The organism is Pedobacter sp. (assembly GCF_965249885.1).
Lineage (GTDB): Bacteria > Bacteroidota > Bacteroidia > Sphingobacteriales > Sphingobacteriaceae > Pedobacter.
The window spans coordinates 1,657,206-1,683,008 of record NZ_OZ252254.1; the positions used below are offsets into that span (position 1 = coordinate 1,657,206).

General features: G+C 38.2%; 26 protein-coding genes. 10 read left to right on the forward strand and 16 right to left on the reverse strand.

Annotation, left to right across the window (positions count from 1 at the left end):
• Positions 1-6 precede the first annotated feature (6 nt).
• Both ACY2A0_RS06980 and ACY2A0_RS06985 read left to right on the forward strand, forming a co-directional pair.
• A complete protein-coding gene (locus ACY2A0_RS06980; RefSeq protein WP_461788844.1) occupies positions 7-756 on the forward strand; it encodes a glycosyltransferase family 2 protein in 750 nt (249 codons plus the stop codon).
• Positions 757-845: 89 nt separating this feature from the next.
• On the forward strand, positions 846-1,406 hold the full coding sequence (locus ACY2A0_RS06985; RefSeq protein ID WP_461788845.1) for a type 1 glutamine amidotransferase domain-containing protein: 561 nt from the start codon (positions 846-848) through the stop codon (positions 1,404-1,406).
• 92 nt (positions 1,407-1,498) lie between these two features.
• Here the strand turns inward: ACY2A0_RS06985 and ACY2A0_RS06990 are convergent, their stop codons facing one another.
• Complete coding sequence (locus ACY2A0_RS06990) at positions 1,499-2,542, reverse strand: hypothetical protein (protein WP_461788846.1); 1,044 nt, start codon at positions 2,540-2,542, stop codon at positions 1,499-1,501.
• 578 nt (positions 2,543-3,120) lie between these two features.
• Between ACY2A0_RS06990 and fumC the strand changes: the two genes are divergently transcribed.
• The 4 genes from fumC to ACY2A0_RS07010 all read left to right on the forward strand — a co-directional run bounded on the left by fumC (position 3,121) and on the right by ACY2A0_RS07010 (position 6,383).
• On the forward strand, positions 3,121-4,518 hold the full coding sequence (fumC, locus tag ACY2A0_RS06995; protein ID WP_461788847.1) for a class II fumarate hydratase: 1,398 nt from the start codon (positions 3,121-3,123) through the stop codon (positions 4,516-4,518).
• A gap of 37 nt (positions 4,519-4,555) precedes the next feature.
• Complete coding sequence (locus ACY2A0_RS07000) at positions 4,556-5,062, forward strand: fumarate hydratase (protein WP_461788848.1); 507 nt, start codon at positions 4,556-4,558, stop codon at positions 5,060-5,062.
• Positions 5,063-5,082: 20 nt separating this feature from the next.
• Entirely contained in the window at positions 5,083-5,874 is a 792-nt protein-coding gene (locus ACY2A0_RS07005; RefSeq protein WP_461788849.1) for a S1/P1 nuclease, read from the forward strand.
• A gap of 71 nt (positions 5,875-5,945) precedes the next feature.
• Positions 5,946-6,383 carry a low molecular weight protein-tyrosine-phosphatase gene (locus ACY2A0_RS07010; RefSeq protein ID WP_461788850.1) on the forward strand — a complete coding sequence of 146 codons (438 nt, stop codon included), beginning with the start codon at positions 5,946-5,948 and terminating at the stop codon, positions 6,381-6,383.
• A gap of 207 nt (positions 6,384-6,590) precedes the next feature.
• Here ACY2A0_RS07010 and ACY2A0_RS07015 read toward each other — a convergent pair whose 3' ends face one another.
• Complete coding sequence (locus tag ACY2A0_RS07015) at positions 6,591-8,297, reverse strand: glycoside hydrolase family 3 protein (protein WP_461788851.1); 1,707 nt, start codon at positions 8,295-8,297, stop codon at positions 6,591-6,593.
• Between the two features lie 416 nt (positions 8,298-8,713).
• Between ACY2A0_RS07015 and ACY2A0_RS07020 the strand changes: the two genes are divergently transcribed.
• Both ACY2A0_RS07020 and ACY2A0_RS07025 read left to right on the forward strand, forming a co-directional pair.
• Complete coding sequence (locus ACY2A0_RS07020; protein WP_113638345.1) at positions 8,714-9,337, forward strand: porin family protein; 624 nt, start codon at positions 8,714-8,716, stop codon at positions 9,335-9,337.
• 134 nt (positions 9,338-9,471) lie between these two features.
• Entirely contained in the window at positions 9,472-9,645 is a 174-nt protein-coding gene (locus ACY2A0_RS07025; protein WP_461788852.1) for a hypothetical protein, read from the forward strand.
• Positions 9,646-9,742: 97 nt separating this feature from the next.
• On the opposite strand, the gene ACY2A0_RS07030 is transcribed toward ACY2A0_RS07025, so the two are convergent.
• The 5 genes from ACY2A0_RS07030 to ACY2A0_RS07050 form a co-directional block, all read right to left on the reverse strand.
• A complete protein-coding gene (locus ACY2A0_RS07030; RefSeq protein ID WP_461788853.1) occupies positions 9,743-10,504 on the reverse strand; it encodes an SDR family NAD(P)-dependent oxidoreductase in 762 nt (253 codons plus the stop codon).
• Positions 10,505-10,561: 57 nt separating this feature from the next.
• On the reverse strand, positions 10,562-10,945 hold the full coding sequence (locus ACY2A0_RS07035) for a helix-turn-helix domain-containing protein (RefSeq protein ID WP_461788854.1): 384 nt from the start codon (positions 10,943-10,945) through the stop codon (positions 10,562-10,564).
• Positions 10,946-10,964: 19 nt separating this feature from the next.
• On the reverse strand, positions 10,965-12,020 hold the full coding sequence (locus ACY2A0_RS07040) for a nucleoid-associated protein (RefSeq protein WP_461788855.1): 1,056 nt from the start codon (positions 12,018-12,020) through the stop codon (positions 10,965-10,967).
• A gap of 139 nt (positions 12,021-12,159) precedes the next feature.
• On the reverse strand, positions 12,160-12,945 hold the full coding sequence (locus ACY2A0_RS07045; protein WP_461788856.1) for a TerC family protein: 786 nt from the start codon (positions 12,943-12,945) through the stop codon (positions 12,160-12,162).
• A 147-nt stretch (positions 12,946-13,092) separates the two neighbouring features.
• Positions 13,093-14,484 carry a DUF6600 domain-containing protein gene (locus ACY2A0_RS07050; RefSeq protein WP_461788857.1) on the reverse strand — a complete coding sequence of 464 codons (1,392 nt, stop codon included), beginning with the start codon at positions 14,482-14,484 and terminating at the stop codon, positions 13,093-13,095.
• A 267-nt stretch (positions 14,485-14,751) separates the two neighbouring features.
• On the opposite strand from ACY2A0_RS07050, the gene ACY2A0_RS07055 reads away from it, so the two are divergent.
• Positions 14,752-15,465, forward strand: a complete 714-nt coding sequence (locus ACY2A0_RS07055; RefSeq protein WP_461788858.1) for an SAM-dependent methyltransferase — start codon at positions 14,752-14,754, stop codon at positions 15,463-15,465.
• Between the two features lie 6 nt (positions 15,466-15,471).
• On the opposite strand, the gene ACY2A0_RS07060 is transcribed toward ACY2A0_RS07055, so the two are convergent.
• From ACY2A0_RS07060 to ACY2A0_RS07100, 9 genes are all read right to left on the reverse strand, one after another.
• Complete coding sequence (locus ACY2A0_RS07060) at positions 15,472-15,903, reverse strand: hypothetical protein (protein WP_461791306.1); 432 nt, start codon at positions 15,901-15,903, stop codon at positions 15,472-15,474.
• On the reverse strand, positions 15,893-16,264 hold the full coding sequence (locus tag ACY2A0_RS07065) for a phage holin family protein (protein WP_461788860.1): 372 nt from the start codon (positions 16,262-16,264) through the stop codon (positions 15,893-15,895). Before ACY2A0_RS07065 ends, ACY2A0_RS07060 begins: the two co-directional genes overlap by 11 nt.
• Positions 16,265-16,286: 22 nt before the next feature.
• Entirely contained in the window at positions 16,287-16,553 is a 267-nt protein-coding gene (locus tag ACY2A0_RS07070) for a YtxH domain-containing protein (protein ID WP_461788861.1), read from the reverse strand.
• 173 nt (positions 16,554-16,726) lie between these two features.
• Positions 16,727-18,169: a two-component system sensor histidine kinase NtrB gene (locus ACY2A0_RS07075; RefSeq protein ID WP_461788862.1), complete on the reverse strand. Its 1,443-nt coding sequence runs from the start codon at positions 18,167-18,169 to the stop codon at positions 16,727-16,729.
• A gap of 13 nt (positions 18,170-18,182) precedes the next feature.
• Entirely contained in the window at positions 18,183-18,593 is a 411-nt protein-coding gene (locus ACY2A0_RS07080) for a response regulator (protein ID WP_461788863.1), read from the reverse strand.
• Between the two features lie 2 nt (positions 18,594-18,595).
• On the reverse strand, positions 18,596-20,920 hold the full coding sequence (locus tag ACY2A0_RS07085) for a PAS domain-containing protein (RefSeq protein WP_461791307.1): 2,325 nt from the start codon (positions 20,918-20,920) through the stop codon (positions 18,596-18,598).
• A 117-nt stretch (positions 20,921-21,037) separates the two neighbouring features.
• Entirely contained in the window at positions 21,038-22,468 is a 1,431-nt protein-coding gene (locus tag ACY2A0_RS07090; protein ID WP_461788865.1) for a sigma-54-dependent transcriptional regulator, read from the reverse strand.
• A 139-nt stretch (positions 22,469-22,607) separates the two neighbouring features.
• On the reverse strand, positions 22,608-23,390 hold the full coding sequence (locus tag ACY2A0_RS07095; RefSeq protein ID WP_461788866.1) for an enoyl-CoA hydratase/isomerase family protein: 783 nt from the start codon (positions 23,388-23,390) through the stop codon (positions 22,608-22,610).
• Positions 23,391-23,418: 28 nt separating this feature from the next.
• The gene (locus ACY2A0_RS07100; protein ID WP_461788867.1) at positions 23,419-23,826 is read right to left on the reverse strand and encodes a cobalamin B12-binding domain-containing protein; all 408 of its coding nucleotides are present in this window, start codon (positions 23,824-23,826) and stop codon (positions 23,419-23,421) included.
• Between the two features lie 278 nt (positions 23,827-24,104).
• On the opposite strand from ACY2A0_RS07100, the gene ACY2A0_RS07105 reads away from it, so the two are divergent.
• Entirely contained in the window at positions 24,105-25,754 is a 1,650-nt protein-coding gene (locus ACY2A0_RS07105; protein WP_461788868.1) for a glutamine--tRNA ligase/YqeY domain fusion protein, read from the forward strand.
• Positions 25,755-25,803: the final 49 nt, after the last annotated feature.

Sequence of the window (25,803 nt, forward strand, 5' to 3'; positions counted from 1 at the left end):
TGCACTATGTTTCCTAAACTTTCCGTCATCACCATCGTTTACAACAACGCAAAGGACATTGAGCGTACCATGCTATCGGTTTTAAACCAAACGTATGGCAACATCGAATACATTGTAATTGATGGCGCTTCTACGGATGGCACTTTGGCAATCATTAAAAAACACGAGGATCGTTTAGCAAAATTAGTTTCTGAAAAAGATAGTGGCATATACGACGCAATGAATAAAGGTTTGGCATTAGCTACCGGCGATTACGTATTATTCATGAATTCTGGAGATGAAATTTATGATCCCGCTACCGTGGAAAGGGTTTTTGCTACTGCTCCTAATGCCGACATTTATTACGGCGAAACGGAAATGTACGATGAAAATTGGAAAAGTTTGGGAAGGAGAAGGCATCAGGCACCGGAGACTTTTACTTGGCGCAGTTTTAAATATGGAATGAGCATTAGTCACCAAGCCATTTACATTAGACGCAGTTTAACTGAGCCCTACAACTTAACTTATAAATACAGTGCTGATATCGACTGGATCATCAAAATTGCTAAAAAAGCCTCTAGCATTGTTAATACCCATTTATACGTTGCCAAGTACTTAGTTGGCGGCATAAGCAAGAAAAAACATAGCGAAAGCCTAAAAGAACGATTTCAAATTTTTAATAACTATTACGGGCTTGTTGCAAATCTTATCAACCATGTCGTTATTGCGTGTAACTTGGTCTTTTATTTTTTGAGACATAAGAGAACTAACGATTAATAATAGCGAAAGCGTGCTCAATTTCCCAAAACAAACCCTTTAAAGTTTTTGTATTTATAAAGATTGTTTTATTAAATACATAAAGAAAAATGGGAAAGTTAAGCAATAAAAACATCGCTATTCTATCTGAGAATGGCTTCGAAGAATCAGAATTATTTGAACCACTAAATAGGTTAAAAGAAGAGGGTGCTAATGTACGTATCATCTCTTCAAAAAAAGGTAGCATTAAAGCTATGAAAGATCATCAGTGGAGCAAAGAAATTGAAGTGGACAACATCGTTGAAGAGGTAAACGTGAACGACTTTGATGGTTTACTGTTACCAGGCGGTGTGATTAATCCCGACGCTTTGCGTGCTAATGAAAACGCCGTAGCTTTTGTGAGGGATTTCTTCAAAAAAGGCAAACCTGTGGCGGCAATTTGCCATGGCCCACAAACGTTAATTAATGCCGAAGTAGTTGAAGGAAGGAAAATGACTTCTTACGCCTCCATTAAGAAAGATTTGATGAATGCTGGCGCACAGTGGGTAGATGAAGAGGTGGTGGTAGACCAAGGTTTAGTAACCAGTCGTAGCCCTGAAGATATTCCAGCTTTTAACGACAAAATGGTGGAAGAATTTGCTGAAGGCGTTCACGAAGAGCAACACGCTTAAGCAAATTTGCTATTACAAAACAGAGCTTAGTTAAGCATCTTTAGATGTTCAGCTAAGCTCTTCGATTTTTTGCCCACTATTAGCGGTGGCAGCTATAATTTCACCTGCCTAATGATGTTCTTTAAATTTAGCTCAATGATATCAGTCATGTTTCTGCATCGCCTGTAAGCATCATCCCGATAATATTTTGCCATACTTTCTTTCAACTTCTGGATGTTTTCTTTTGTAGTGAGTTCTTCTTTGCAGGAAACGTCCCTCAAGTCCGTCAACCGATGTCGCTCGCTGCGCACCCGGTGCACTAACGAAGACAGTTCCTCTTGTTTGTATTGTTGTACGGTTTTTTCGGTAAGATGTTCCATACACAATTTCACAAGCGGATAGTTCTCCTTAAAAAACTGGGGCATGTATACTCTGATATTGCCTTCGTAAAACTGCTGATCAAAATCAATGGCTCTGATACGGAACTGGATATCGTCAAAGTCTGGCGTAATTTGCACTACAAAATTGTACGATCGCATGTCGCCAAGCAAAGTAACTAAGCAACGTTCATTAAACTTCACAAATTCTTTTGCGATACGTGTTGGATTAAAATCGTCCTGATACAGCTTTCCGCTATTGAAAACATCTCCTGGCAAACCCACAATATGCTCTTCAATCATAGTGTTTCCGTCAACCAAGTAATTGACTTGATTAGGCGATAAAATTTCTTCTAGCTCCAAACCATAAATTCTCGAAGCATCTGCTTTCTTGACATAAAAATAATCGTACACATCGTTGAGCCTATTTACAATGCGAATACGAAATGGATGCGTATTACCAAAAGTACAATAGTCAATCCTGTCGATATACTTATGCTCTACAATGCGCAGGTTTCCAGAGGCTTTCAATTTAGCGTAGATGATTTTTAGACCGTTGTGCAGCTCCTCAATTTGGCCTTGGGCGTAAATTGGACTTTCCCACAACGTATCTTTCCCATCCTTGTCCATAATTGGGAAGCTTTCGGTAAATGCTTTTAAATCTTCGTATTGGATAGGCAAACGGGCATCACGTTGGTAGGTGCGCAGGTATTTATGCAAGTTTTCACTTACTGGAAATATTGGTTTTTTACGGGAAATTTTTACGTCTTTAAGTTGCATACCCTTAATTTATCCTAGCAATTTACCATAAATTACTGTTTGTTGAAATTAAACGCAAGGCGATTGATGTAGTTTTTACAATCGCTCTTCGAGATTTGCAATCCCGCTCTTCGAGATTTGTAATCTCGAAGCGATATCAAAGGATTTATAATCATTATTTAGGGATTTCAACTTAGATATCTTTGCCGTTATTTTTTTTAACGCAGAGTAAAAAAAGGTTTCGCAAAGAACGCAAAGGCTTTTCAACACCCCCATTGTAAGCCTGTACTAAGCTTTGACAAATCACTGGCCTGTTTGTTATGGGTTTGCCAAAGCTTGTGCATAGCACGGGTTGTTGTTAATTAAACCCGATTGCCGCGGAAATACTTTTTGCGGCATTGCCTGAATTAAACTTACGAAGTTTTCGAAACTTCGTAAGTTCGGCGATTCCTAAAACAAAAAGATTGCAGCCAAAAGCGGGAATGCATTTGCCAAGAACTACTTCAAATGCTTTTCTAATGTATATGTAACGTTTCTAAATAAATTTCCTTTAAGGGCTAAAAAGGTTAAATTTGAGGCAAATAATTTTTTCAAATACCATGAGTTTTAGAATAGAACATGATACCATGGGCGAGGTTCAAGTACCTGCCGACAAATATTGGGGAGCACAAACAGAACGCTCTAGAAACAATTTTAAAATTGGACCAGAGGCATCAATGCCTAAGGAAATTATCCACGCATTTGGCTACTTAAAAAAAGCAGCAGCATTGGCTAACAACGAATTAGGCGTACTTTCTAAAGAAAAAACAGATTTAATTGCCAAAGCTTGCGATGAGGTAATTGCCGGAAAATTGGATGATCAGTTTCCATTGGTAATTTGGCAAACTGGATCGGGCACACAAAGCAACATGAACGGAAACGAAGTGATTGCTAACCGTGGCCACGTAATTGGCGGTGGTGATTTAATGGACGAAAAAAAATCGTTACACCCTAACGATGATGTAAACAAATCGCAATCAAGTAACGATACCTACCCAACTGCAATGCACATTGCGGCTTATAAGCAAGCGGTGGAGGTAACCATTCCGGGTATTAAGACATTAAGAAATACTTTGGCAACAAAAGCTGAAGGTTGGGGTGATATCGTTAAAACTGGTCGTACACACTTCATGGATGCTACGCCGTTAACTTTAAAGCAAGAATTTTCTGGCTATGTACAGCAATTGGACAATGGCTTAAGAGCCATTAACAATGCTTTGGAAATGATCAAGGAGCTAGCTTTAGGCGGTACTGCTGTTGGCACTGGCTTAAATACACCCGCTGGATATGATGTATTGGTAGCTCAAAAAATCGCCGATTTAACTGGTCTGCCTTTTGTAACTGCGCCTAACAAATTTGAAGCTTTAGCAGCTCATGATGCCATGGTTGAACTTTCTGGTGCTTACAAGAGAGTGGCTGTATCATTGATGAAAATTGCTAATGATATCCGTATGTTGAGCTCAGGCCCTCGTTGCGGTATTGGAGAGATCATTATTCCTGATAACGAGCCAGGCTCATCAATTATGCCGGGCAAGGTTAACCCTACGCAACCAGAGGCTATGACCATGGTGTGTGCTCAAGTAATGGGTAACGATGTTGCCGTAAGCGTTGGCGCCAGCAACGGACATTTTGAACTAAACGTATTTAAACCAGTAATTGCTGCAAACGTGTTGCAAAGTGGCCGTTTAATTGGCGATGCTTGCGTTTCATTTAACGATAAATGTGCCGCTGGTATTGAGCCTAACCGCCCGGTAATTAAACAACACATGGAAAATTCGTTGATGTTGGTTACTGCATTAAATCCGCATATCGGTTACGAAAATGCTGCTAAAATTGCTAAAAAAGCACATAAAGAAAATAAAACATTAAGAGAAGCTGCTATTGAACTTGGCTTATTAACTGACGAGCAATTTACTGCTTGGGTTAAGCCTGAGGATATGGTTGGTAGTTTGAAATAGTTTTATGGTTGAAAGTCAAAAGTTTAATGTTTAAGCAATGAAAAATAGAAGAGGCCTTTACTTTTTACTTTTCACTTTCAACTTATTTCTTACCCTATCCTGCTCCCGTTTGCCAGATGTACAGGGCAAAGGCGAAGCTTTTTTACAGGGTGTTTGGAATCAAGATAGTGTTGCGCATCAACAAGAGTTACAAGCTTATACGCAACACCTATTTAAATTCACTTGCGATTCGTTTTATGTTGATTTTGTAACACATTCCAAAGTAAACTACTACGAAGAGGAATGCTATAACGGCGGCCTTTGGAAAGAATACGCTAAAGGAACTTATCAAGTTCGCAATGATACTTTAGTGTTGGTGGGAGATTTCACTAAGTCCAATTACAAGCAAAAAGTTTCGGGATGTTATAGAAGTGGGCGCTACATTACCAATTTTAAAGTAAAAGCTTGGAATGCTACACAATTACAGCTTGAAAACTTGAGCGACCAAACAGAGGTAATACTTAACTTGAAGCAAAAAATTACATGCGTACCTAAAGCGATTTAAGTATTTTAGAATATAAACAGATGAAAAATTTAAAAAAATTAATTGTAGCAATAGCACTAATTTATGCGCCTATCGCTGCTAATGCATGGGGTGTTTTAGGACATCGTATCGTGGGCGAAATTGCAGACAGCTACCTCACGCCTAATGCCCGCAAAGCCATTAAGCAAATATTAGGCAACGAAAGTTTGGCAATGAGTGCTAACTGGGCTGATTTTATCAAATCGGACACTACTTATAAGTACCTCAACTCTTGGCATTATGTCAATTTACCCGAAGGTTTGGATAAAGCTGGAATGGGCAACTATTTGGATGGTTTTAAAGAAGCAAATATCTACAACAAAACCAACGAGATGATTGCATTGCTAAAAAACCCTAAAACGCCAGCCGACAAAAAATTGTTCGCTATGCGCTTGCTGATACATTTAATTGGTGATATGCACCAACCGATGCATACGGCAAGAAAAGAAGATTTAGGAGGCAATAGAATTACTGTTACTTGGTTTGGACAGCGCTCAAACCTACATCAAATTTGGGATGAAAAATTGATTGATTTCCAACAATTAAGTTTTACGGAATATACTAAAGCAATCAATTTTACAACACCGCAGCAGTTAGCAGAGTGGAACAAAGCTAGTTTGAAAGATTGCATTTTCGAATCATACCAAATCTGCAACAACATTTACGCCACTGGAATAAAATCAGATGATAAGTTGAGCTATAATTACAATTTCGATTGGATTGGCACATTGAATCAACAACTGCTTAAGGGCGGCGTAAGGTTAGCTAAAATATTGAACGAGATTTATAAATAGTCTGATGTCGGAAGTTCGATGAACCAAAGCTTGATTTAATCATTCAAACTCACTCATTTAATCATTACGTCGTGAAAATCCTGATGGTTTGCTTAGGTAACATTTGTCGGTCGCCTTTAGCGCATGGCATATTGCAGCATTTAGCTGATGAGAAAAAACTCGGCTGGACTGTACATAGCGCAGGAACTGGAAATTGGCATGTAGGCAATCCGCCAGATCACAGGAGCGTTGCAGCAGCGAAAAGACTAGGTTACGATATTTCCACTCAGCGAGCCAGACATTTCAGTACCAGCTTTTTCGATGAGTATGATCACATTTTAGTGATGGATAGTAATAACTTGAAAGATGTACTACGTTTAGCGACAACGCCACAACAAAGGCAGAAAGTTAGGCTCTTTTTACCCGAAGGAGAGGTGACTGACCCTTATTATGACAATGCTTTATTTGATCCAGTAAGCAAACAGGTGGAGCAGCGTTGCAAGGAGTTGATAGCCGAACTAGAAGCTTAATCAACGTAGTCTATTGAAGCTGAAATCGTCACTGCGAGGTACTGCTCGCTCCGCTAATTCCGAGAAGCAATCTTAAAGCGATAGTTTAATTCCCTGGCATTTAACAGAAATTATCTTAAGATTTTCGCAAGAGTAAAGAAAATAATTTGTCCTATAAAAAAACAGCGTCCTCATGAAGTGGACGCTGTTTTTTGCTCTTATTATCAACTATAAGCCATCGCCATATTTAAACATTCTGTTTACCGTAACAGGCAGTTTACCTGTAGGCATTAGCTTTTTAGTAAAAATTGCGGCTGCTGCTTTTTGCATAAAATCTTCTTTCTGGTAGCCCACTACTATTGATCTTGCCATTTCAATACCTGGCAAATTAGCCAAGTTGTAAGGGTTAGCAAAAAAGGCTACCATTGCATTTCTTGCTGATAAAGTAGTAATCATGTCCTTCACATCTTTACCCAAAGGAATATTATTACCCGGACGCGTTCTGGTATCTACAATAGCCATCACAATTTGGTCACCATCTTGAATTTGTTTCACTACTGCTTCGATAGCAGCTGCGTTAGCATTTTTATCTACGTTAAAAGAAATTGAGTTTTTGTAAGTACCTACAATTTCATTTTGAAAAGTTGTAGCCTGTGTGGTACCAACGTTAATGATTACCATACGCTTGTTAGGTGTTAAACTCGCTATTCCATCTCTGCTTTTAAGCAAGGTCATGCTAGCTTCGGCAAGCTGTTGTACTAAAGCCCTGCTTTCCGGGCGATTAATGTCTTCCGAAATATTGTTCTCATCAATTTGAGGCTTAACATTTAAACCAGCCCAATATTTTGCGGTTAGCACCTTCTTAACGCTTTCGTCTATCCGCTCCATGCTAATACGTTGATCTTTAATTGCTTCTTTTATCTTTTTAATGGCTTGTTTGCTATCATGCGCCAGCTCTAAAACATCCATACCAGCAATAAGTCCCATTACCTCAGCTTCACCATCTTTAAAATACTTGGTTACGCCTTTCATGTCCATCGCGTCAGAAATAATCAATCCTTTAAAGCCCAATTCATTTTTCAACAAACCGGTAACTATTGGATTAGATAACGTAGACGGCATATTTGGTGTTGGATCCAACGCTGGGATATTCATATGCGCAATCATTACTCCCGCTGCGCCTTTTTTGATCAATTCTTTAAATGGATACAGTTCCAAGGTGTCTAAACGCTCCTTCGTGAACTTCAACTGAGGCAAATCATAATGTGAATCTACGTCGGTATCACCATGACCTGGAAAGTGCTTTATGCTTGTTAGCAAACCACCATCTTGCATTCCTAATAAATAAGCAGCACTTTTTTCAGCCACATTGTATTTATTCTCGCCAAATGAGCGGAAATTGATCACCGGATTTTTAGCATTGTTGTTTACATCTACATCTGGAGCCAAGTTCATGTGCATACCAATTCGCTTGAAATCTTTAGCTACTTCCAAGCCCATTTTGTACAACAATTCTCTATTTTGCACCGCTCCCAAAGCCATTTGATATGGATAGGAAATCGTGCTGTCTAAACGCATACCTAATCCCCATTCCCCATCAGACGTAATCAACAAAGGCACTTTTGATTTCTTCTGGTAATCCTTCGTTAACAAAGCCTGACGCACTGGTCCACCTTGAAAAAACACTACGCCCCCCAGTTTTTGGCGTCTAATAACTTTACCTACCGAATCCTGATAAGCTTTACTTAAATTAGTATGCGCTCTAACAAATAGCAGTTGGGCAATTTTATGTTTAGTACTTAACTTATTGAACACAGAATCAACCCATTTTGGTTGTTGCTTCAATAGTTCAATGTAAGATGGCTGTTGCGCTTTGGCGTTTGCACAAGCAAATAAAGAAATTACGGCTATGGCGTAAATAAATCTTTTGTTCATTGTATGTTTAAAGTTTGAATATTCTCCCTTTGCAGTTTCTTGCGGAAAAACCCTTAAAGATGCGGAAACAATTTGTCCTTACCAATATTTTGTTGTGCATTTTTAGCACATTATAGCGCTAACACTACCTGAATCGCATTTTTTAAACATCAATGTATTAAATTTGATACACTTTTAAGTAATAGGCACTAACTTTTATCTAGTCTGCCAATAAAATTTAATCACTTCAAAATCTGCTGTTTAAGCCATAAAAACCTGATTTAACAGATACATCTAATTGCTATGCCATATCCATTTGGCACGTTTATTTATAAATGCATCAACGTAAAAGGCTTCTTAACTAAAAAATATTTGCAGCCTTTTCTAATATGAATAGACGGCTACTAAAATGTTTAGCCATTAAAAACTAAATTAAGATGAAAAAAATAGCAATCCTTGTACTTGGTCTGTTTGTTACAGGTCTTACAGCAAACGCACAATCTACCGACAAATTAATTAAATTTGGTGTTAAAGGCGGTGTTAACTTCTCAAACATTATCAAAGATGATGGCAATAACGATTTTAAAACCGATTATCTAGTTGGTTACAATGCCGGTGTAACTTTAGATATTAAATTATTAGAGAACCTAGCATTCACTCCGGAGCTTTTATACTCTACCAAAGGTTACAAATCGGAATCAGTATTTGGTACTTTTACCCAAACTACGCACTTTATTGATTTGCCAATTTTAGCAAGCATTAAATTAGCTGAGGGACTTAACGTAGTAGCTGGTCCTCAGGTTTCATTCCTTTTATCAACTAATAACAAGTTCGAAAATGGCTTTGGAACAGCACAACAACAAATTGTAGAAGACGAATCTGATAGATTTAAAAAGAGCATTGTAGCAGGTGTAATTGGTGCACGTTTTGACTTGAGCAACAAAGTTGGAATTTTTGGAAGATATGCACTTGATTTCCAAAAAACTAACGAAAACGGCGACCGTGTTACTCCAGAATTTAAAAACCAAGTTTTCCAAGTTGGATTGGGATTAAAATTCTAATCGCAGAGCGATTTCTACATAGATCGAAAGCCTATGCGTTATTAGCGCATGGGCTTTTTGCTTTTTTAAAACAAAGCTTGATTTAAAGAGGTTAGTTAATAATATAACTAAGTATTCACCTAAAACCAAAAGCAATGAAAAATAACAATTCGCCAAAAAATAATGCAGGTACAAACCACAGTACTATTGCAGACAGAGCGCACAACGACGTGAAACAGGATAAAAAGAAAGTTGGGATTACCAACGCCGGCGGCCAACGGTCTGATCAAACCTCAAACAAAGATAATGAGCGTAAAAGAGGTCAGTAGTAATTGGCTCATTCAATCTTAATCATTAAATATCAAGAAGAAGTACAAAACGCATTAAAGCATTTTGTACTTCTTTATTTTTATCAAGTACGATGAATTAAATAAACATCCCGCCCGACACCTCAATTCTTTGTGCATTCACCCAATGAGCCTCTTCGGAGCACAAAAATGCAATAACACCTCCGATATCATCTGGTAATCCAACTCGGCCCAAGGCGGTGTTAGAAGCCACAAACGTGTTAACTTGTTCGTTATCTCTAACCACGCCACCACCAAAATCAGTTTCAATAGCTCCTGGTGCAACAGCATTCACTGTAATACCCCTAGCACCTAGTTCTTTTGCTAAATATTTGGTAAGCACTTCAATAGCACCTTTCATTGCTGCGTAGGCACTATAGCCAGGTAAGGCGAAGCGGGTTAGGCCCGTTGAAACATTAATAATTCTTCCTTGACTAGCAATGAATGGCAATAGTTTCTGAACCAGAAAATACACTCCTTTGAAATGTATGTTGGTCAGCAAATCAAACTGATCTTCGGTGGTGCTTTCAAAAGGTGTGTTAATACCAATGCCAGCGTTATTCACCAAAAAATCAAAGTTGGACTGATTCCATTTCGCTTCTAACACTTCAGTTAAGTCAGCTGCAAAGCTGTCGAAAGTTTTTACCTCGCCTACATTTAGTTGTAAAGCGGCGGCTTTTTGGCCTGTCTTTTCTATTTCTACAATTACTTGTTCAGCTTCCAGTTTGCCACTGTTGTATGTTATAATTACATCGTTTCCTTTTTTGGCCAATGCCAAAGCCATATTTTTTCCTAAACCGCGGCTACCGCCAGTTACTAGGGCTATTTTTTGTCGACTCATTTGTTAAATATTTGATACAAATTTCGGCAACAAAGTAGTTAAGAAAATGGTGACAGTTTAAGTATTTGCAGAATGCTGTTTCCTAAATTGCTTTGGGGTTAGACCTTCAAAGGATTTAAAAAACTTAGTGAAATTAGTAGGATCGTTGAAGGTGAGTTTATAACTAATTTCGTTGATGGGCATATCACCAAGCAGCAACATTTTCTTAGCTTCGTCTAAAGTGCGTTGCTCAAGAAAGTGGCACGGCGAGAAACCTGTAGTTAATTTAATGGTGTTACTAAAATGCCCAGGATGGATGAAAAGCTCGGCTGCAAAATCTTTGATGTGGTACATTTTATCAGTGTGGCCAGCTAAAATATCATCCATGTGTCTTTGCAAGAGCGCAAAAAAGTCTTTGGTGATTTCGTCCTTTCTGCTAATGATTTTATTAGGAATTGCCATGCGCTAATATCGCTAAATTTTAAAGCTCTTCCTTAAAATAAAGCTTATAACAATTCATTCCACGCTCAGCATCGTAGTCCTTTTCAATCAATTCTTTATTGCCATGAATATAAACGTGAAAGTTTTTATCGAGCTTTAAAATACTTTTAAAATCCTTCGCCTGTTTTTTCACCGCAGCAGTAGAGATATCAAAAGTATCCGCAATTGGTGTATCAAATTCCTCTTCGTAAGATTGCTTGTAACTTTTAAAAAGTGCTACGCCTTCTTCATTCGCAATCACCTCATTAGCAAACTCATCCATGTCAAAAGTTTCCTTCTCTTTAAAGTATTTCATCGATCTGTTAAGCAAGTCGATCTTATCCGTTTTTTCTACTTCAAATTCCTGATCCAATTTCTCTGTAACGAAACTCTTGTACACATCCATTACGTTTTGTGTTTGGTTGAAATTATCGTTACGCACTTTTAACATTAAAAACTGATCTTTCCAATAGGCAGCATCCGAGGTGCGACTGGTGTTATCCACTACCACCACCTTATAACCTTCTTCCCTATCCGTTTTAAAAATAAGGCAGCCCTTATCCAATTTATTGATATTGATCCCTTGTTGCTCGTAACTGATGTTAAATCCGCTTTGCTCTGGGAAAACTCTGATATAACTCTCTTTACTTTCAGACCTAAAAATACCTACTGCGTCATGCAAATCGCCTTCTATTTGTAAGTTTTCAAAGTAACATACATATAACTCCCCCCCTTTAATTTTTGGATGATCTGCTACCTCAAATAAGTAAGTAGCGATGTTTTTACTGTTTTCGTGAAACGTGGATCCGTCAGCAAAAATTTCAGTTACTACACGATAAATTTCATTCGAATTCAAATCGTTTCCCGGATGTGTAAAACGAAAAACTTCATTCACTTTTTGAAAGGGCGAAAGAAAATATTGCTTCAGTAACTGGTTCAACATTTCATCCTGTACATGCATAGAGCTTTCAGAAAGCGAATAATACTCTTCATTGGACTTATTACCTACATGATGCACAGAAAGTTCCGCTAAATTAGATTCGAAGAAAGATACCATAATTTTTATTTGAGGAGCAAAGGTATTAAAAAGTATGCAGTGAAAAGATGGAAAACAAAAGCCTTTGATTAAACTTTAAGACTAGCAAAAAAAGGCCTTCGTTTCCGAAAGCCCTTTTCCAAACATTGTCTAATATTTTTTATTCGCTGTCTTTTTTTGGCGTATTACGTAGCTCTACTGGCTTTGATGCATTCTTTTTCATCTTTAAATTCAACATCTCCACCAAAACTGAAAACGCCATAGCAAAATACACGTAACCTTTAGGAATATGTTGATCTAATCCTTCCGCTAACAGAGACACTCCGATAAGGAGCAAGAACGAAAGTGCTAGCATTTTAACCGTTGGGTGCTTGTTAACGAAATTGCTAATTGCACCAGCAGAAACCATCATAATTAAAACGGCAATGACTACTGCGGCAATCATAATTTCGATATGATCTGCCATACCTACCGCTGTAATTACCGAATCAAGAGAAAAAACAATATCCAAAATTAAAATTTGAACGATGGTGCCTGCGAAGGAATGAGTTTTAGCCTTTCCTTCTTCTTCATGTTCACCTTCCAATTTATTGTGAATTTCGTGAGTACTTTTATAAATAAGAAACAAACCTCCAACCAGCAAGATCAAATCTCTACCCGATATGGCCAATTTTTCTAACCACTCTGGATTAGTAATGCCAACCCAGTCGCCAATATTGAATAACGGAGCTGTTAGGCGCATGATCCAACTTAAAGACATTAGCAATAGCACGCGTGTAATCATTGCTAAAGCCAAGCCTAATTGCCTTGCTTTTTTCTGTTGATTTTGAGGCAGTTTACCTGCTAAGATGGAGATAAAGACGATGTTGTCGATCCCTAATACAATTTCTAAAACTGTTAAAGTTAGCAGTGATATCCAGGCTTCTGGACTACTTAAAAATTCCATAAATAATTGTTAAAATCTAAATTCGAAGATATAACAAAAACAGAGTGCTTTTGCTTTTTAAGGACAAAAATTTTATTGAAACTTCTATAAATCACCGAATTACTTTAAATAAGAAAGGGTGGCCAATTGACCACCCTCTCACTTTGTTTAACCCCTTCCGGGTCTGCCGCTGCTCTCGCCACGGCCAGGTCTACTGCTGCCTTCACTGCCTCTTCCACTTGATCCAGAAGATTGCGGAACACTACGCTCCGCTCTTTCCATTCGTTGTGGTTGTTGTTGTTGCGGCTGCTGGCGCTCCATACGCTCAACTCGTTGAGGTGGCGTACTTGGTTGGCTGCTATTTTCTTGCGAACGAGAAGGAAATGTTGGTCTGCTGCGTTCCTGTGTTGCAGGAGGTGTAGCTCTTTGCTCTGTCGGATTATTGTTTTCCCTAGATCTTCCAAAAACACTTCCTCTATCTACAACTCTGTTGTCGTTACTTTCTCTATTTTGAGTGTTATTACCTCTATCGAATGTACCATTTGCATCTCTAGATCTTCCAAAAACGGTTCCTCTGTCGGTGTTTCGATTGTCATCAGCTGCTCTGCTTTCTCTATTAGGCACATTATTGTTATCGCGACCACGAGAGATATTGCTATCATCTACATTTCTATTGCTATAACGTTCGCCTCTTCCATTATTGCTGTTATAACTTCCATTGTCGCGGCCCCTGTAATCGCCAGCAGATCCTCTATCAATTCTACCTCTATTGATATCACCAGTTACCGCTTCTCTCGGTGCCGCTTTAGCATTGTCAACGCCTCTAGTTGGACGAGGAGAATAAATGTTTACCGTGTTATTTTCGATTCTGTTTCCGCCAGCTCTACTGTTTACTCTCGAAACGTTATAAACTGTTACGTTTCTATTGGTAGCTCTCCTTACGTCATCAACTCTTGGGCCGGTGTAATAAGTTCGGTTATTACGCACATAAGTGTTATTGATGATCACGGTATTTTGGATATAAACCCTATTTCTACCGCTGTAATATCTAGGATAGCTGGTATAATAAATGTGTCGCTCTGGGATAAAGTTCCAGCAAAAATCAGGCACTACGTAACGTGGACCGAAATTGATGTTGATACTGATGCTTGGTGCCAAAGGTGCCCATCCGTAATAACCACCGCCACTTCTCCAGCTTACCCATGCTGGTCCCCAAGTAGTATCAGGAATCCAAACCCATCTGTTGTAACGATTGTAAATCCATCTGCCATAGTGAAACGGAGCCCAACCCCAATCGTAGTTAGAAACCCAAGTATTTCCATACTCGGTCATTACCCAACGTCCATTGGTGTAATAAGGTCTGAACTCACCTTGGTCTACATCCGGACGCCAAACGTAACCATATTCAGGGTCGTTAATCCATGTGCCGTACGGCGACAGCTCATCATAAAATGTTTGCAAAGAAACATCGTCGTATTGTGCTTTTGCGCTTTGGGTGGTTCCTGCTAGCAGCAAAAAAAGCCCGAATACCATTGCCGGAAATCTCATTAGCCTTTTCATGTTTGTGTGTTTTAAAATTTTATTATTTAACCTAACGTTAAGCGTATATCAATTTGAGAACCAATTAATGTTAAATTGCGTTAAAGCTTACCAAATGGAAGAGAAACTTGCTGTTTAACTATATTTGACGTATGTTTCAGCAGAGAAAGAAGGGTTTATGTATTGAAAATATGTCAACCTTAGCGCTAAGTAGAACTAAATTTGATACATAAGCAACTTAACAGAACAATCTTTGCGCACCTTTGTTTTTATAAATTTTAATTTTGTATGCAGAAAGGCATTTTATATTTAGTTCCCGTACCATTAGCTGATAACGCAGCTAGCAAATCATTTACTCCTTTTTTAGTAGATACCATTAACAGTATCAACACCTATATAGTAGAGAACGAAAAAACTGCAAGAAAATTTTTAAAGGAGGCAGGATTAAAAATACCGCAGAGCGAATTGCTAATTCACGACTATGGCAAACACAAGCGAGGAAACTCTTTGAAACCCTTTTTCCAAGAATTAAATAAAGGAATTAACGTTGGTTTAATGAGCGAAGCTGGATGCCCCGGCGTAGCCGATCCAGGGGCTGACATTGTTGCGGAAGCTCACAGGCAACAAATTAAAGTAGTGCCATTGGTTGGACCAAATGCCATGCTGCAAGCGCTAATGGCTTCTGGATTTAGTGGCCAAAGCTACGCCTTTAGCGGCTACCTTCCGATAGATAAAGCTGATAGAAGCAAACGAATTAAAGATTTAGAGCAATTATCGCAACGTTTTAAGCAAACGCAGCTGTTTATGGAAACGCCTTTTAGAAATAATCAGCTATTAGAAGAAGTACTTAAAAATTGCCAGCCAAGCACATTGTTGTGTATCGCATGTAATATCAATGCCGAGGATGAATACATTAAAACATTAAGCGTAGGTGACTGGAAAAAAGAAAAGGTTGACCTTCATAAAAAGCCAACCGTATTTTTGATTTATAGAAATAGCTAAGATAGACTAATAAGTTTCACTATCGGGAGGAATCCCATAGTCTGCAAAATCTACATCTTTTTTCTTTTTAGAACCGAACAAAGACTTGATTTTACCTACTATACCAGTGATACTTTCTGCATCAAGTGATTTACCTAGCTTACCAGAAACAAGCGCTGCAACACTTTTGGTTAAAAAGCCAGAACCCCTGAAAACTGTTTTATTAAGAAACATTGGCAGTATCAGCGACATAATGCTTCCACTTAAATTAGTTTTTTCATCCAGTTTGAGTAAACTTTTAGGACTAAAAAAGTCGGTAATTAATTTCATTGGTGAAAATTGCTTAACATAGGATCTTACGTCTTCTTTAAGCAATGTCTCTTTTAGTAAATACTCACTTTTAAGCTGCTTCAGTTCCAGCTTCAATTCATCCAAAGATTTTATATCCTTATTCCTCATCGTCTTTATCTGCTATTTTATTAAAGTATTTCCTAATAAATATGTTCACTAATATTTTCTCGATGAAGTTATCCTTGGTTAAAAGAACGATAATGGCGACAAATAAGTAAATAACGGCAACACAACCAAAGCCCGCCACCATACTTCCTAATACTTCTGATAAGTACAAGGCCAAGGTTGCCGTACCAAGTAAAAATGCAAGTAAAAAGCACACCACCACTACCGTATTAGTAACTAAATCCGCAGCGAGTTTTGACCCTTTTTCTACTGATTTTAGGTGAATATAATCTATCCTTGAATCTATATAACTCTTCGCATCGGCAACTAGCTCTTCAATATTTTTTTCTTTTTTATCTTCCATTATCGTTCAGGTATAGCTTGGATTATACGTGTTCTACTTCATCTGAATATTCTTGTTCCACATCACGCAGTTTGCCCTTAATAGAGTTAACCACTTTGTCCTTCAAGCTGCTTAAGTTGTTGATTTCATCAGCAGCTCTGTCTTTAATTGAATCACCAAAGTCTTTTAATGATTGACCTAGTTTATCCCTTGTATCGCTACCTTTATCCGGTGCAAATAAAATACCCAATGCTGCACCTGCAGCTAAGCCTGCCAACAAGGCAACTACTACTTTTGAATTATCACTCATTGCTTTATAGTTTTATGTTAAAAAATGAATTTTATTCTGGCCTCTAATAATTAAACTGCCTACAAAAGCAATTGTTTTTACTTTTTTGCTTTTTAGAGCCTTACGATCTAATATAAAGTTAAATGACCTTTGCGCAAAATGAGGTCAAAGATTGTTCCACTTTACCTTAGACGCTAATTAATAGGCAAACTAATCACAAAAAGACTGCCTACTTGTTGCGGCTTAAAAGTAAGCGTTCCTTGATGTGCTAAAATAGTACGCTCGGCATCTGTAAGTCCAAGCCCTTCTGCATCTTTCTTTGTTGTAAAAAAAGGCTCAAAAATTTGATGACTCAGCTCTGGATTAATACCAACGCCATTATCTTCAATGAAAATAGAATAATAGCCACTATCATTAATGGAACTTACGCTTAGTACTTTAGGATATGTCTGCATTCCTTCAACAGCATTTTTCAACAAGTTGACAATGGCCTTTTTAATTTGCTTGGTATCCAACGATAGATAGACATCAGAAGGTAGCAGATGTTTTTCCAAATTGATTCTATGTCCTAAAACCAAATCACTAATCTCTGTAAGTGCTTCTTCAATTAACTGATTGATATTGACCTTTTGTGCAGAAATTGGCTTATTTTCAGTACTGGCAATAAAATTCTTGGTAAGCTGATTAATTTCATCCACATTGCCTTTAATCACTTCTAAGTTTTGCTGCAACGATTCGTTGTAAGCCAAGGCCTCATCTGTACTCAGATCGTAAAGTACGAGGTTAATGGTGGAAAGTGGGTTTCTAATTTCCTCTGCGAATCCTTTGGCGATATGTTCAGAAATAGAAAACTTACTTTCGTGTATAAATTTCGTTTCCTGATGCTTACGATGCGTTAGATTATGAATTATGGTATGATAAATTTCTACCATATTATTTGGATCTATCTGTAAAAAAGACGACAGGCTGCAAAAATAAACTTCGCCTTTACTGGATACCATTTGGCATTCGAAATCGCTAACAGCTCCTTTAGTTTCGAGCTCCTGTATAAAGTTTTCCCTATCTTCTTGTGTAAAAAATAACGATCTATCATTAAGCGACATCATTTCTTTGATATGGTAGCCGAAAAACTCCAATCCAGCCTTATTAATATCGTGTATTTTACCGGTATAGTCAGAAATGAGAATCGGATCTTTGGCTTTATCGAAAATGATTTTAAACTTATTTTCACTTTCTTTCAAAGCTTTTAAAGTTTCGCTTTGCTTAAGGGCGTAACGTAAACTCCTATCAAGTGTATCTGGGTCAATCCTATCTTTAATTAAGTAGTCTGCAGCGCCAACATTCATGGCCTCTTCATCTATTTTATAATCCCCTTTTCCAGTTAATATAATGATAGGTTCTTTAACACCCGATAAAACTGCTTCATTAACTAAGTCAACGCCAGTATGTTTGCCTAATCTATAATCTACTAAGTAAATATCATACTGATGTTTTAAAACTGCGTTAATACCCTTTTCAAAGGTATCTGCCCATGTCAATTCATATCTATCGGCAACAGCAATACGGCTAAAAATATCCCGAGTGATGATATAATCGTCCTCGTCATCGTCTATCAATAAAACCTTTACCTTGTTCATACTTTTATATTGGTTAAGTGGTAAGCCACTTAGTTGTAATGTTGTTTGTAATACTTACTAAATCTTTAAATGAAGCCGGCTTTGTAAAAACTTCATTTGCCCCTAATGCAATTGCTGAGTCAATATCATCTTTATTTTTGGAAGTTGAAAGCACTACCAAGGGGATTTTTCTCGTCTTTTCACTTTTTTTCAATGCTACTATCACTCCTCTGCCGTCGAGTACGGGCATATTCAAATCAACCACGATCAAACTCGGGAACTGATTATTAGTCAATAGCTTTTCGATATGCTCAATCAGTAGCTTGCCATTAGTCAAAAAGGTGATGTCTTTCTGGTTGATTTCTAAAAAGGCATCTTTAAGCATTAATGCATCATCCGGATCATCTTCAGCTACTAAAATTATTGGGTATAATGTGGCACTCATAACTATGGGCGTGTTTTAAGTGGTAAAACGATGAAAAACGAGGCGCCTTCTCCTTCCTTACTTTTGGCAAATATTTGTCCAGAATGATTATCAATTATTTTTTTGCAGATGGCCAACCCAATTCCCGTCCCTTTATACTCAGTACGAGTATGAAGACGCTGAAATAGATCGAATATTTTTCCTGCGTAACTTTCATCGAATCCGATACCGTTATCCGTTATTTTAATTACGCAGTATGGAACAGTTGGCGTAAGTCCGGATGTCGGTATTGCCGATCCAAGCATTGTTTGCGAAGAGACATGGATAATGGGCTGTACGTTGGGCTTTACAAACTTTAAGGAATTGCTGATAATGTTTTGGAACACTTGCGCCAGCTGGGAAGCAATACCGTCAACTGTTTCGCTAACGGTTACAATTAGCTGAGCATTGGCGTTTTCAATGGTATAATCTAAATCGCGGATAACTTTGTTGAGTACCTCACTTAATTCAACGCTCTGAAATTCTTTCGTTTCTCTGCTAACCTTGGAAAAAGCAAGCAAATCGTCTATCAGTATTTGCATGCGTTCGGCAGCGTTTTGCATCCTATCGATATAATCCTTTCCTTCGTCGGCTATCTGTTCTTCAAAACGGCTTTTTAACCTATCGCCAAAAGCTCTGATTTTTCTTAGCGGCTCCTGCAAGTCATGTGAAGCTACATAGGCAAACTGTTCTAAATCTTTGTTGGAAATATTCAATTCATTGATCTTCTCTTCCAACATCCTTTGCGTTTCCTTTAACTGCGTAACATCTTGGGTATTCCCTAAATAAGCATAACCTTTTCCCTCTTCGTCACGCCTGCGTCTAGCTGTGGTAGATACGTATCTAATTTCGCCGTTTGGCCTAGCAATACGGTAATTTGCATTAAAGGACGACTCTTCATTATTGGCTCGCAAACAAATATCCCGAAGTGATTTCCTATCCTCGGGATGTACAAACCCGAAGTAAGTGTTTGGAGTAACCACTGTTGAGTGTGGCAAATAACCATGAATGTTAAACATCTCATCGGACCATAGCATGTATTCATTGTTACTGTGCCATTCCCAGCTTCCGTTGTGAGATACCGCTTCACCTTCTCGCAAAAGCGTTTCGTTATTTCTTAATTTTATTATCGCTTCTTTTAGCTCTGTAATATCTTGAACAGTACCTACCAATTTATTATCCTTATGCGCAAAGTAGCCCTGATTAAGCACATAACGCTTTAAACCATTGGGCTGTACAATTTGATGCTCAATTGCAAAGGTTGATCGATTTTTAACGGCACTTGCAAGTTCTTTGTTCAGCTTTTGCCTGTAATCTGGTGCCACTACCTTATCTGCGATAGCGTATGTTGGCTGGAAATTACTCTCGGCAAAGCCATAAATACGGTAAAGTTCATCAGACCATTTGTAGGCATTGGTTTTAATATTAAGTTCCCAGCTGCCCAACTTAGATATTTTTTCGGCATTTGCCAATAAAGCTTCTCTTTCGAGTAAACTGGCGGTAAGCGCCTGCTTCTCTTTCACCTCAACATCCAGTTTGGTAATAATTTTTTGTTCATTCCTAACTGTTGCGATATAATTTAAAATTATACCAGCCAATGGAACCAAGTAACTGATAAAACGAAGATAATGGGCGGCATTAAAATACGTATCGAATGCATTTGTACTTAGCGCCATAAAAAGTTGCGCCAAAAAAAGTGGCGCAATACTTAAAGATAGCAGCTTAGAGAATACGCTATGAAAACGAAGCATAAATCTAGGCAGATAAAAAGCTGCCCATACAAACAAAAAAACCAAAGGTAAAAATGAAAAAAGGTCAACTTGCACCATTTGATCAAATACTAGCTTGTGCTGCAGAATGGTGTTTGTGTTTGCAATAAGAAATACACACCCTAATCCTGCTAACACACAGATGACCCCAGTCCACCAAATAATTTTACGCTTTTGTTCTGGCGTACGAAGATTTCGATGCTTTATTTTAAGGTAGAAAAACGTTCCTATAAGCAAAGTGAGCGAGTAAAATGTTCTGTTAATCCACCAAATGAAATATAATGGCCCAGATAATTGTGCTATGCTCACGTTTTCATTGAGAATGAGTAGATAATAACTATCTAGCAGGGCCGATATGAAAAGCGTTATTCCAAATAAGGTGATGGTCAATTCTTTTCGAATGGTATAATCAATTGCAGCGAGCAAGCCTGTAAACAATGCTGCGGCAATACCAAATGTGGTCCAAATACCGGTATAGAAGTTAGGTTTTACATTAAGAAGGAGGATTTTTTCAGAATTGTCTCCAAAAATCAAACTCAAAAGGACGGATAGCAGTGGAGCAATGCATAGCAGCATCACTATCCACAATATCCTTTTAGATATGTTATAGCGGTTTTTAAACCGAGACGAGCCTGACTTTTTAAATACATTAAACACTTATCTATTGTCTAGATCTATTGCTTTCATTTTATTGTAAAGTGTTTTTCTGTCGATGTTTAAAATTTTTGCGGCCTTTGTTTTATTAAAGTTAACTTCTCTTAACACTTTAAGTATCGCTTCATATTCGGCTTCAAGAGCCGCGTTTTTCAAATCTCTTGGTTTTTTGCTATCTGTATCTGCCGTACTTGACATTATAGCTGATTGATGAAAAGCTGGCAGTTTAGCATAATTAGAAATCTCTAAAGGGAGTGCCTTAATTTGGATTTCCTCGGTTTCCGTTAACAGGGTAGCACGTCTAACCACATTTTTCAGCTCTCTCACGTTACCTGGCCAGTTATAGGTTAAAAAGCAGTCTACTACTTCTGAAGAAAACCCTTTAATATTTTTGTTTAGTTCCTGATTAGCCAGCTGCAAAAAGGTTTCCGCAAAAGAAAGAATATCCCTTCCGCGTTGGCTTACCGGAGGCAAATTGATCGAGAACTCGTTGAAACGATGGTACAAGTCTTCCCTAAACTTACCTTTCATGATAGCATCCTGCAGGTTCTCGTTAGTAGCCACGATAATCCTTACATCTAAATCTATTTCCTTGGTGCTTCCAATACGCTTAATTTTTCTTTCCTGTACTGTTCTAAGCAAAGCGGCTTGAATATCATAAGAAAGGTTACCCACCTCATCTAAAAATAAGGTACCACCGTTGGCCATTTCAAAGTGTCCAATTTTAGTATAAAGTGCTCCTGTGAAAGACCCTTTTTCGTGACCAAAAAACTCGCTACCAGCTAATTCTTTGGTTAAAGAACCACAGTCCATTGCTACAAATGGTTTATCTTTACGAGGACTATTTAAATGAATCGCTTTAGCAACCGATTCTTTGCCGGTACCGCTATCGCCCAGTAAAATTACGCTATAAGATGTAGGTGCTACCAATAAAATTTGTTTCATCAACTCTTTGGAGGCACTACTTTGACCTATTACAAATTCGTCGGCCAGCCCATATGTGCTTTTGCTAACTTTTGCTTTATCTTGAACCATTGGATTTTCAACCTCAGGAACAGCCTTATTTAAGGCAATTTGGGTTTCAATCGCTTTGTTGATGGTATTCAAAATTTCATCTGGATAAAGCGGCTTAGTGATGTAATCATAAGCACCAAGCTTGATCAATTCCACCGCTAATTTGATGTCCGAATACCCCGTGATGATGATTACTCCAGTTTTTGGATAGCTTTCCTTAATTTTAACAAGCATTTCCTTACCATCGGTATCTTCTAAACGATAGTCGCAGAGTACTAAATCATAATGCTCTTTACTTAGGTAGTCCATCGCCGAGTTACCAGAAGTAGCGCTAGTAACATCGAATGAATTTCTGGTTAGAAATTTCGAAAGTAGTAGACCGATATTTATCTCATCATCAACAATTAGAATTTTTTTCATAGAGTGTAGTTAATATAGTTGGCAGATATCTAAAAAGCTAAAATACAAAGAAAAAAAAGAAATTGGGAAAATTTTTCCACGTTTTCAATGGATCCGGCGAAAAAGCCGCTTAGTTTTAGTATGAGAATGATTTTAAGGACTACTTGCCTTCAAAATTAGCTTTTCTTTTTTCTAAAAATGCGCTACTGCCCTCTTTAAAATCACTGGTATCGAAACACTTACCAAACTCATCTATCTCTATTTCGTAGCCATTAACCTCGTTATCAAAACCAGCATTTATTGCTCTAACTGCACTCGCCAATGCCAAGGGAGCTCGTTGTTTAATTTTAGCAATGATTTCTTCAGCTTTTGCTATAAGCGAATCCTGTGCTACAACATAATTAACCAGTCCTATTTGCTCTGCTTTTTGAGCGGTAATCATATCAGCGGTAAAAATCATTTCAAATGCGATACCTTTACCTACCAACTGCGCCAAGCGTTGTGTGCCGCCGTAGCCAGGAATTAACCCCAAAGTAACTTCTGGTAGACCTAACTTGGCATTTTCACTCGCAATCCTAATGTGACAGGCCATGGCTAGTTCCAAACCGCCACCTAAAGCGAAACCATTAATTGCCGCAATTATAGGTTTAACTGATTGTTCAATAGCATTGAAAACGTTCGCGTGGCCATCGTATGCAAGTTGCCGACCTTCTGACAACGTATAATTTTGAAATTCAGAGATATCTGCGCCAGCTACAAATGCCTTTTCACCTGCTCCTGTAAGCAAAATGACCTTAACATCGTTATTTGTTTGTGCATTTGCAATCACGTGAGCAAGTTCGGCAAGCACTTCTTTGTTGAGTGCATTCAACTTTTGCGGACGATTGATGGTAATATATAATACGTTTTCCCTGATTTCGGCTATGATTTGCTGATAATTCATGACAATAAGTTTATTATGATGCTAGTATTTAAAAGTTTCTGTTTTCAGCCACCCATTCTTCGATATAGCTGACAATGTCTTTCATGGCTGTACCGGGTGGAAAAAGCTCTCCTACGCCAATTTCTTGCAGTTTTTTGATGTCTGCTTCTGGAATAATTCCGCCACCGGTAACCAAAACATCGGTAAGCTCCTTTTGCTTCATAAGCTCCATTACCTTTGGAAAAACAGTCATGTGAGCACCTGATAAAATAGAGATACCGATAGCATCTACATCTTCCTGTAAGGCCGTATTCACTACCATCTCTGGCGTTTGCCTTAGCCCAGTGTAAATCACTTCCATTCCAGCATCCCGAAGTGATGTGGCAATCACTTTCGCCCCTCTGTCATGACCATCTAAACCTACTTTGGCTACAAGCACCCTGATAGGCCTTTTCATTACTTTGTTCATATTTGGAAACCTTGATAACTGTAAAAGTAGTAAAATAGTTGTTTGGTTCGTTGGATGTTTAGTTTTTTGGCGTTGCTTTAAGTTTGCAGCAAATATGTTTGTCCTTCCTGCTTTATTCTGTCCTGTATCGTCTATTGCACTTTAAATTACCCTAAATTTGGTTAACTTTGAAAGTCGAACATTATCATCATAACATCTTAAGAACAAGTCTTCTTTTTGCGTTTTGCCAATGTTTTATTTTTGAATTTTAACTTTTGAATTAATATATGAGCGAGGAAAAATCATTAAACTTTATAGAAGAAATTATAGAGAATGATTTAAAAAGTGGAAAGTATGAAACATTAGTAACACGTTTTCCACCGGAACCTAATGGTTATTTGCATATTGGACATGCTAAAGCGATCTGCTTAAACTTTGGGTTAACCCAAAAATATGGCGGCTATACCAATTTGAGGTTCGATGATACGAATCCGGTAACTGAAAAAACAGAGTATGTTAACAGTCAGCAAGAAGATATTCAATGGTTAGGCTTCCAGTGGAAAAACGAACTGTATGCTTCCGATTATTTCGATACTTTACACGGCTATGCTGTCCAGTTAATAGAAAAAGGCCTTGCTTATGTAGACCATAGCACAGCTGATGAAATTGCAGCTCAAAAAGGCACGCCTACCGAACCAGGTGTAGCAAGCGAGTACAGAGACAGAAGTATTGCCGAAAACCTGGAGCTTTTTGCTAAAATGAAAGCTGGTGAGTTTGCAGATGGAGCTTGCATTTTAAGAGCTAAAATTGATATGGCCAGTCCAAACATGTTGATGCGTGACCCAATCATTTACCGTATCAAACATGCACACCACCACCGCACTGGTGATGCTTGGTGCATTTATCCGATGTATGATTTTGCCCACGGACAAAGTGATAGTATTGAACATATTACGCACTCTATTTGTACGTTGGAATATGTTTCGCATCGCGAATTATACGACTGGTTTATTGCTCAACTGGGCATTTTCCCTTCTAAACAGTATGAGTTCGCTCGTTTAAACCTTACCTACACGGTAATGAGTAAGCGTAAGTTGTTGCAATTGGTAAATGAAGGACTTGTTTCTGGCTGGGACGACCCTCGAATGCCAACAATTAGTGGTTTGCGCAGAAGAGGTTATACCCCAGAGAGCATTCGTGAGTTTTGTGAGCGCATTGGCATCGCAAAACGTGAGAACTTAATAGAGCTTAGTTTGCTGGAGTTTTGTATCCGTGAAGATTTGAATAAGAAAGCGACTCGGGCAATGGCGGTTTTAGATCCTATTAAACTTGTTATCACGAATTACGAGGGTGATGGCGAGATCCTAATTGGAGAAAACAACCCTGAAGCAGAGGATAAAGGTGGAACCAGAGAAATTCCTTTCAGCAATGAACTTTGGATTGAACGTGAGGATTTCATGGAAGAGCCTGCAAAAAAATGGTTCCGCTTGGCGCCAGGAGCAATGGTACGTTTAAAGTTTGCTTACATTGTTAAATGCGACACTTTTGTGAAGGACGAAAATGGTAATGTTACGGAAATTCACTGTACTTATATCCCTGAATCGAAAAGCGGTAATGATACCAGCGGAATTAATGTGAAAGGCACCATCCATTGGGTGAGTACTAAACATGCAAAAACTGCCGAGGTTCGTTTGTACGATCGTTTATTTAGCGTAGTATCACCAGATGCAGAGGAAGGCGACTTTAAAGATTACCTGAACCCTAACAGCAAAGAGGTATTGCAAAACGTTTATATTGAACCTGCATTGGCTCAAGCTACTTTAGGCACTGGCTACCAATTTATCAGAAAAGGCTATTTCTGCTTAGATAAAGATTCAACTGCAGATCAACCGGTATTTAATAGAGTAGTTTCTTTAAAAGATAGCTGGAAAGGATAAGGGGATTTACGATTGACGAATTACGATTTTAGATTTAGGCAACTAACAC

Bases quoted from the DNA above. Each gene is read 5' to 3' on its own strand.
- ACY2A0_RS06985 (WP_461788845.1), top strand. From the start codon at position 846: ATGGGAAAGTTAAGCAATAAAAACATCGCTATTCTATCTGAGAATGGC.
- ACY2A0_RS07055 (WP_461788858.1), top strand. From the start codon at position 14,752: ATGCAGAAAGGCATTTTATATTTAGTTCCCGTACCATTAGCTGATAAC.
- ACY2A0_RS06990 (WP_461788846.1), bottom strand. From the start codon at position 2,542: ATGCAACTTAAAGACGTAAAAATTTCCCGTAAAAAACCAATATTTCCA.
- ACY2A0_RS07005 (WP_461788849.1), top strand. From the start codon at position 5,083: ATGAAAAATTTAAAAAAATTAATTGTAGCAATAGCACTAATTTATGCG.
- ACY2A0_RS07065 (WP_461788860.1), bottom strand. From the start codon at position 16,264: ATGGAAGATAAAAAAGAAAAAAATATTGAAGAGCTAGTTGCCGATGCG.
- ACY2A0_RS07050 (WP_461788857.1), bottom strand. From the start codon at position 14,484: ATGAAAAGGCTAATGAGATTTCCGGCAATGGTATTCGGGCTTTTTTTG.
- ACY2A0_RS07020 (WP_113638345.1), top strand. From the start codon at position 8,714: ATGAAAAAAATAGCAATCCTTGTACTTGGTCTGTTTGTTACAGGTCTT.
- ACY2A0_RS07075 (WP_461788862.1), bottom strand. From the start codon at position 18,169: ATGAACAAGGTAAAGGTTTTATTGATAGACGATGACGAGGACGATTAT.
- ACY2A0_RS07080 (WP_461788863.1), bottom strand. From the start codon at position 18,593: ATGAGTGCCACATTATACCCAATAATTTTAGTAGCTGAAGATGATCCG.
- ACY2A0_RS07095 (WP_461788866.1), bottom strand. From the start codon at position 23,390: ATGAATTATCAGCAAATCATAGCCGAAATCAGGGAAAACGTATTATAT.
- ACY2A0_RS07040 (WP_461788855.1), bottom strand. From the start codon at position 12,020: ATGGTATCTTTCTTCGAATCTAATTTAGCGGAACTTTCTGTGCATCAT.
- fumC (WP_461788847.1), top strand. From the start codon at position 3,121: ATGAGTTTTAGAATAGAACATGATACCATGGGCGAGGTTCAAGTACCT.
- ACY2A0_RS07060 (WP_461791306.1), bottom strand. From the start codon at position 15,903: ATGAGGAATAAGGATATAAAATCTTTGGATGAATTGAAGCTGGAACTG.
- ACY2A0_RS07070 (WP_461788861.1), bottom strand. From the start codon at position 16,553: ATGAGTGATAATTCAAAAGTAGTAGTTGCCTTGTTGGCAGGCTTAGCT.
- ACY2A0_RS07100 (WP_461788867.1), bottom strand. From the start codon at position 23,826: ATGAAAAGGCCTATCAGGGTGCTTGTAGCCAAAGTAGGTTTAGATGGT.
- ACY2A0_RS07090 (WP_461788865.1), bottom strand. From the start codon at position 22,468: ATGAAAAAAATTCTAATTGTTGATGATGAGATAAATATCGGTCTACTA.
- ACY2A0_RS07000 (WP_461788848.1), top strand. From the start codon at position 4,556: ATGAAAAATAGAAGAGGCCTTTACTTTTTACTTTTCACTTTCAACTTA.
- ACY2A0_RS07035 (WP_461788854.1), bottom strand. From the start codon at position 10,945: ATGGCAATTCCTAATAAAATCATTAGCAGAAAGGACGAAATCACCAAA.
- ACY2A0_RS07025 (WP_461788852.1), top strand. From the start codon at position 9,472: ATGAAAAATAACAATTCGCCAAAAAATAATGCAGGTACAAACCACAGT.
- ACY2A0_RS07045 (WP_461788856.1), bottom strand. From the start codon at position 12,945: ATGGAATTTTTAAGTAGTCCAGAAGCCTGGATATCACTGCTAACTTTA.
- ACY2A0_RS07105 (WP_461788868.1), top strand. From the start codon at position 24,105: ATGAGCGAGGAAAAATCATTAAACTTTATAGAAGAAATTATAGAGAAT.
- ACY2A0_RS07015 (WP_461788851.1), bottom strand. From the start codon at position 8,297: ATGAACAAAAGATTTATTTACGCCATAGCCGTAATTTCTTTATTTGCT.
- ACY2A0_RS06980 (WP_461788844.1), top strand. From the start codon at position 7: ATGTTTCCTAAACTTTCCGTCATCACCATCGTTTACAACAACGCAAAG.
- ACY2A0_RS07030 (WP_461788853.1), bottom strand. From the start codon at position 10,504: ATGAGTCGACAAAAAATAGCCCTAGTAACTGGCGGTAGCCGCGGTTTA.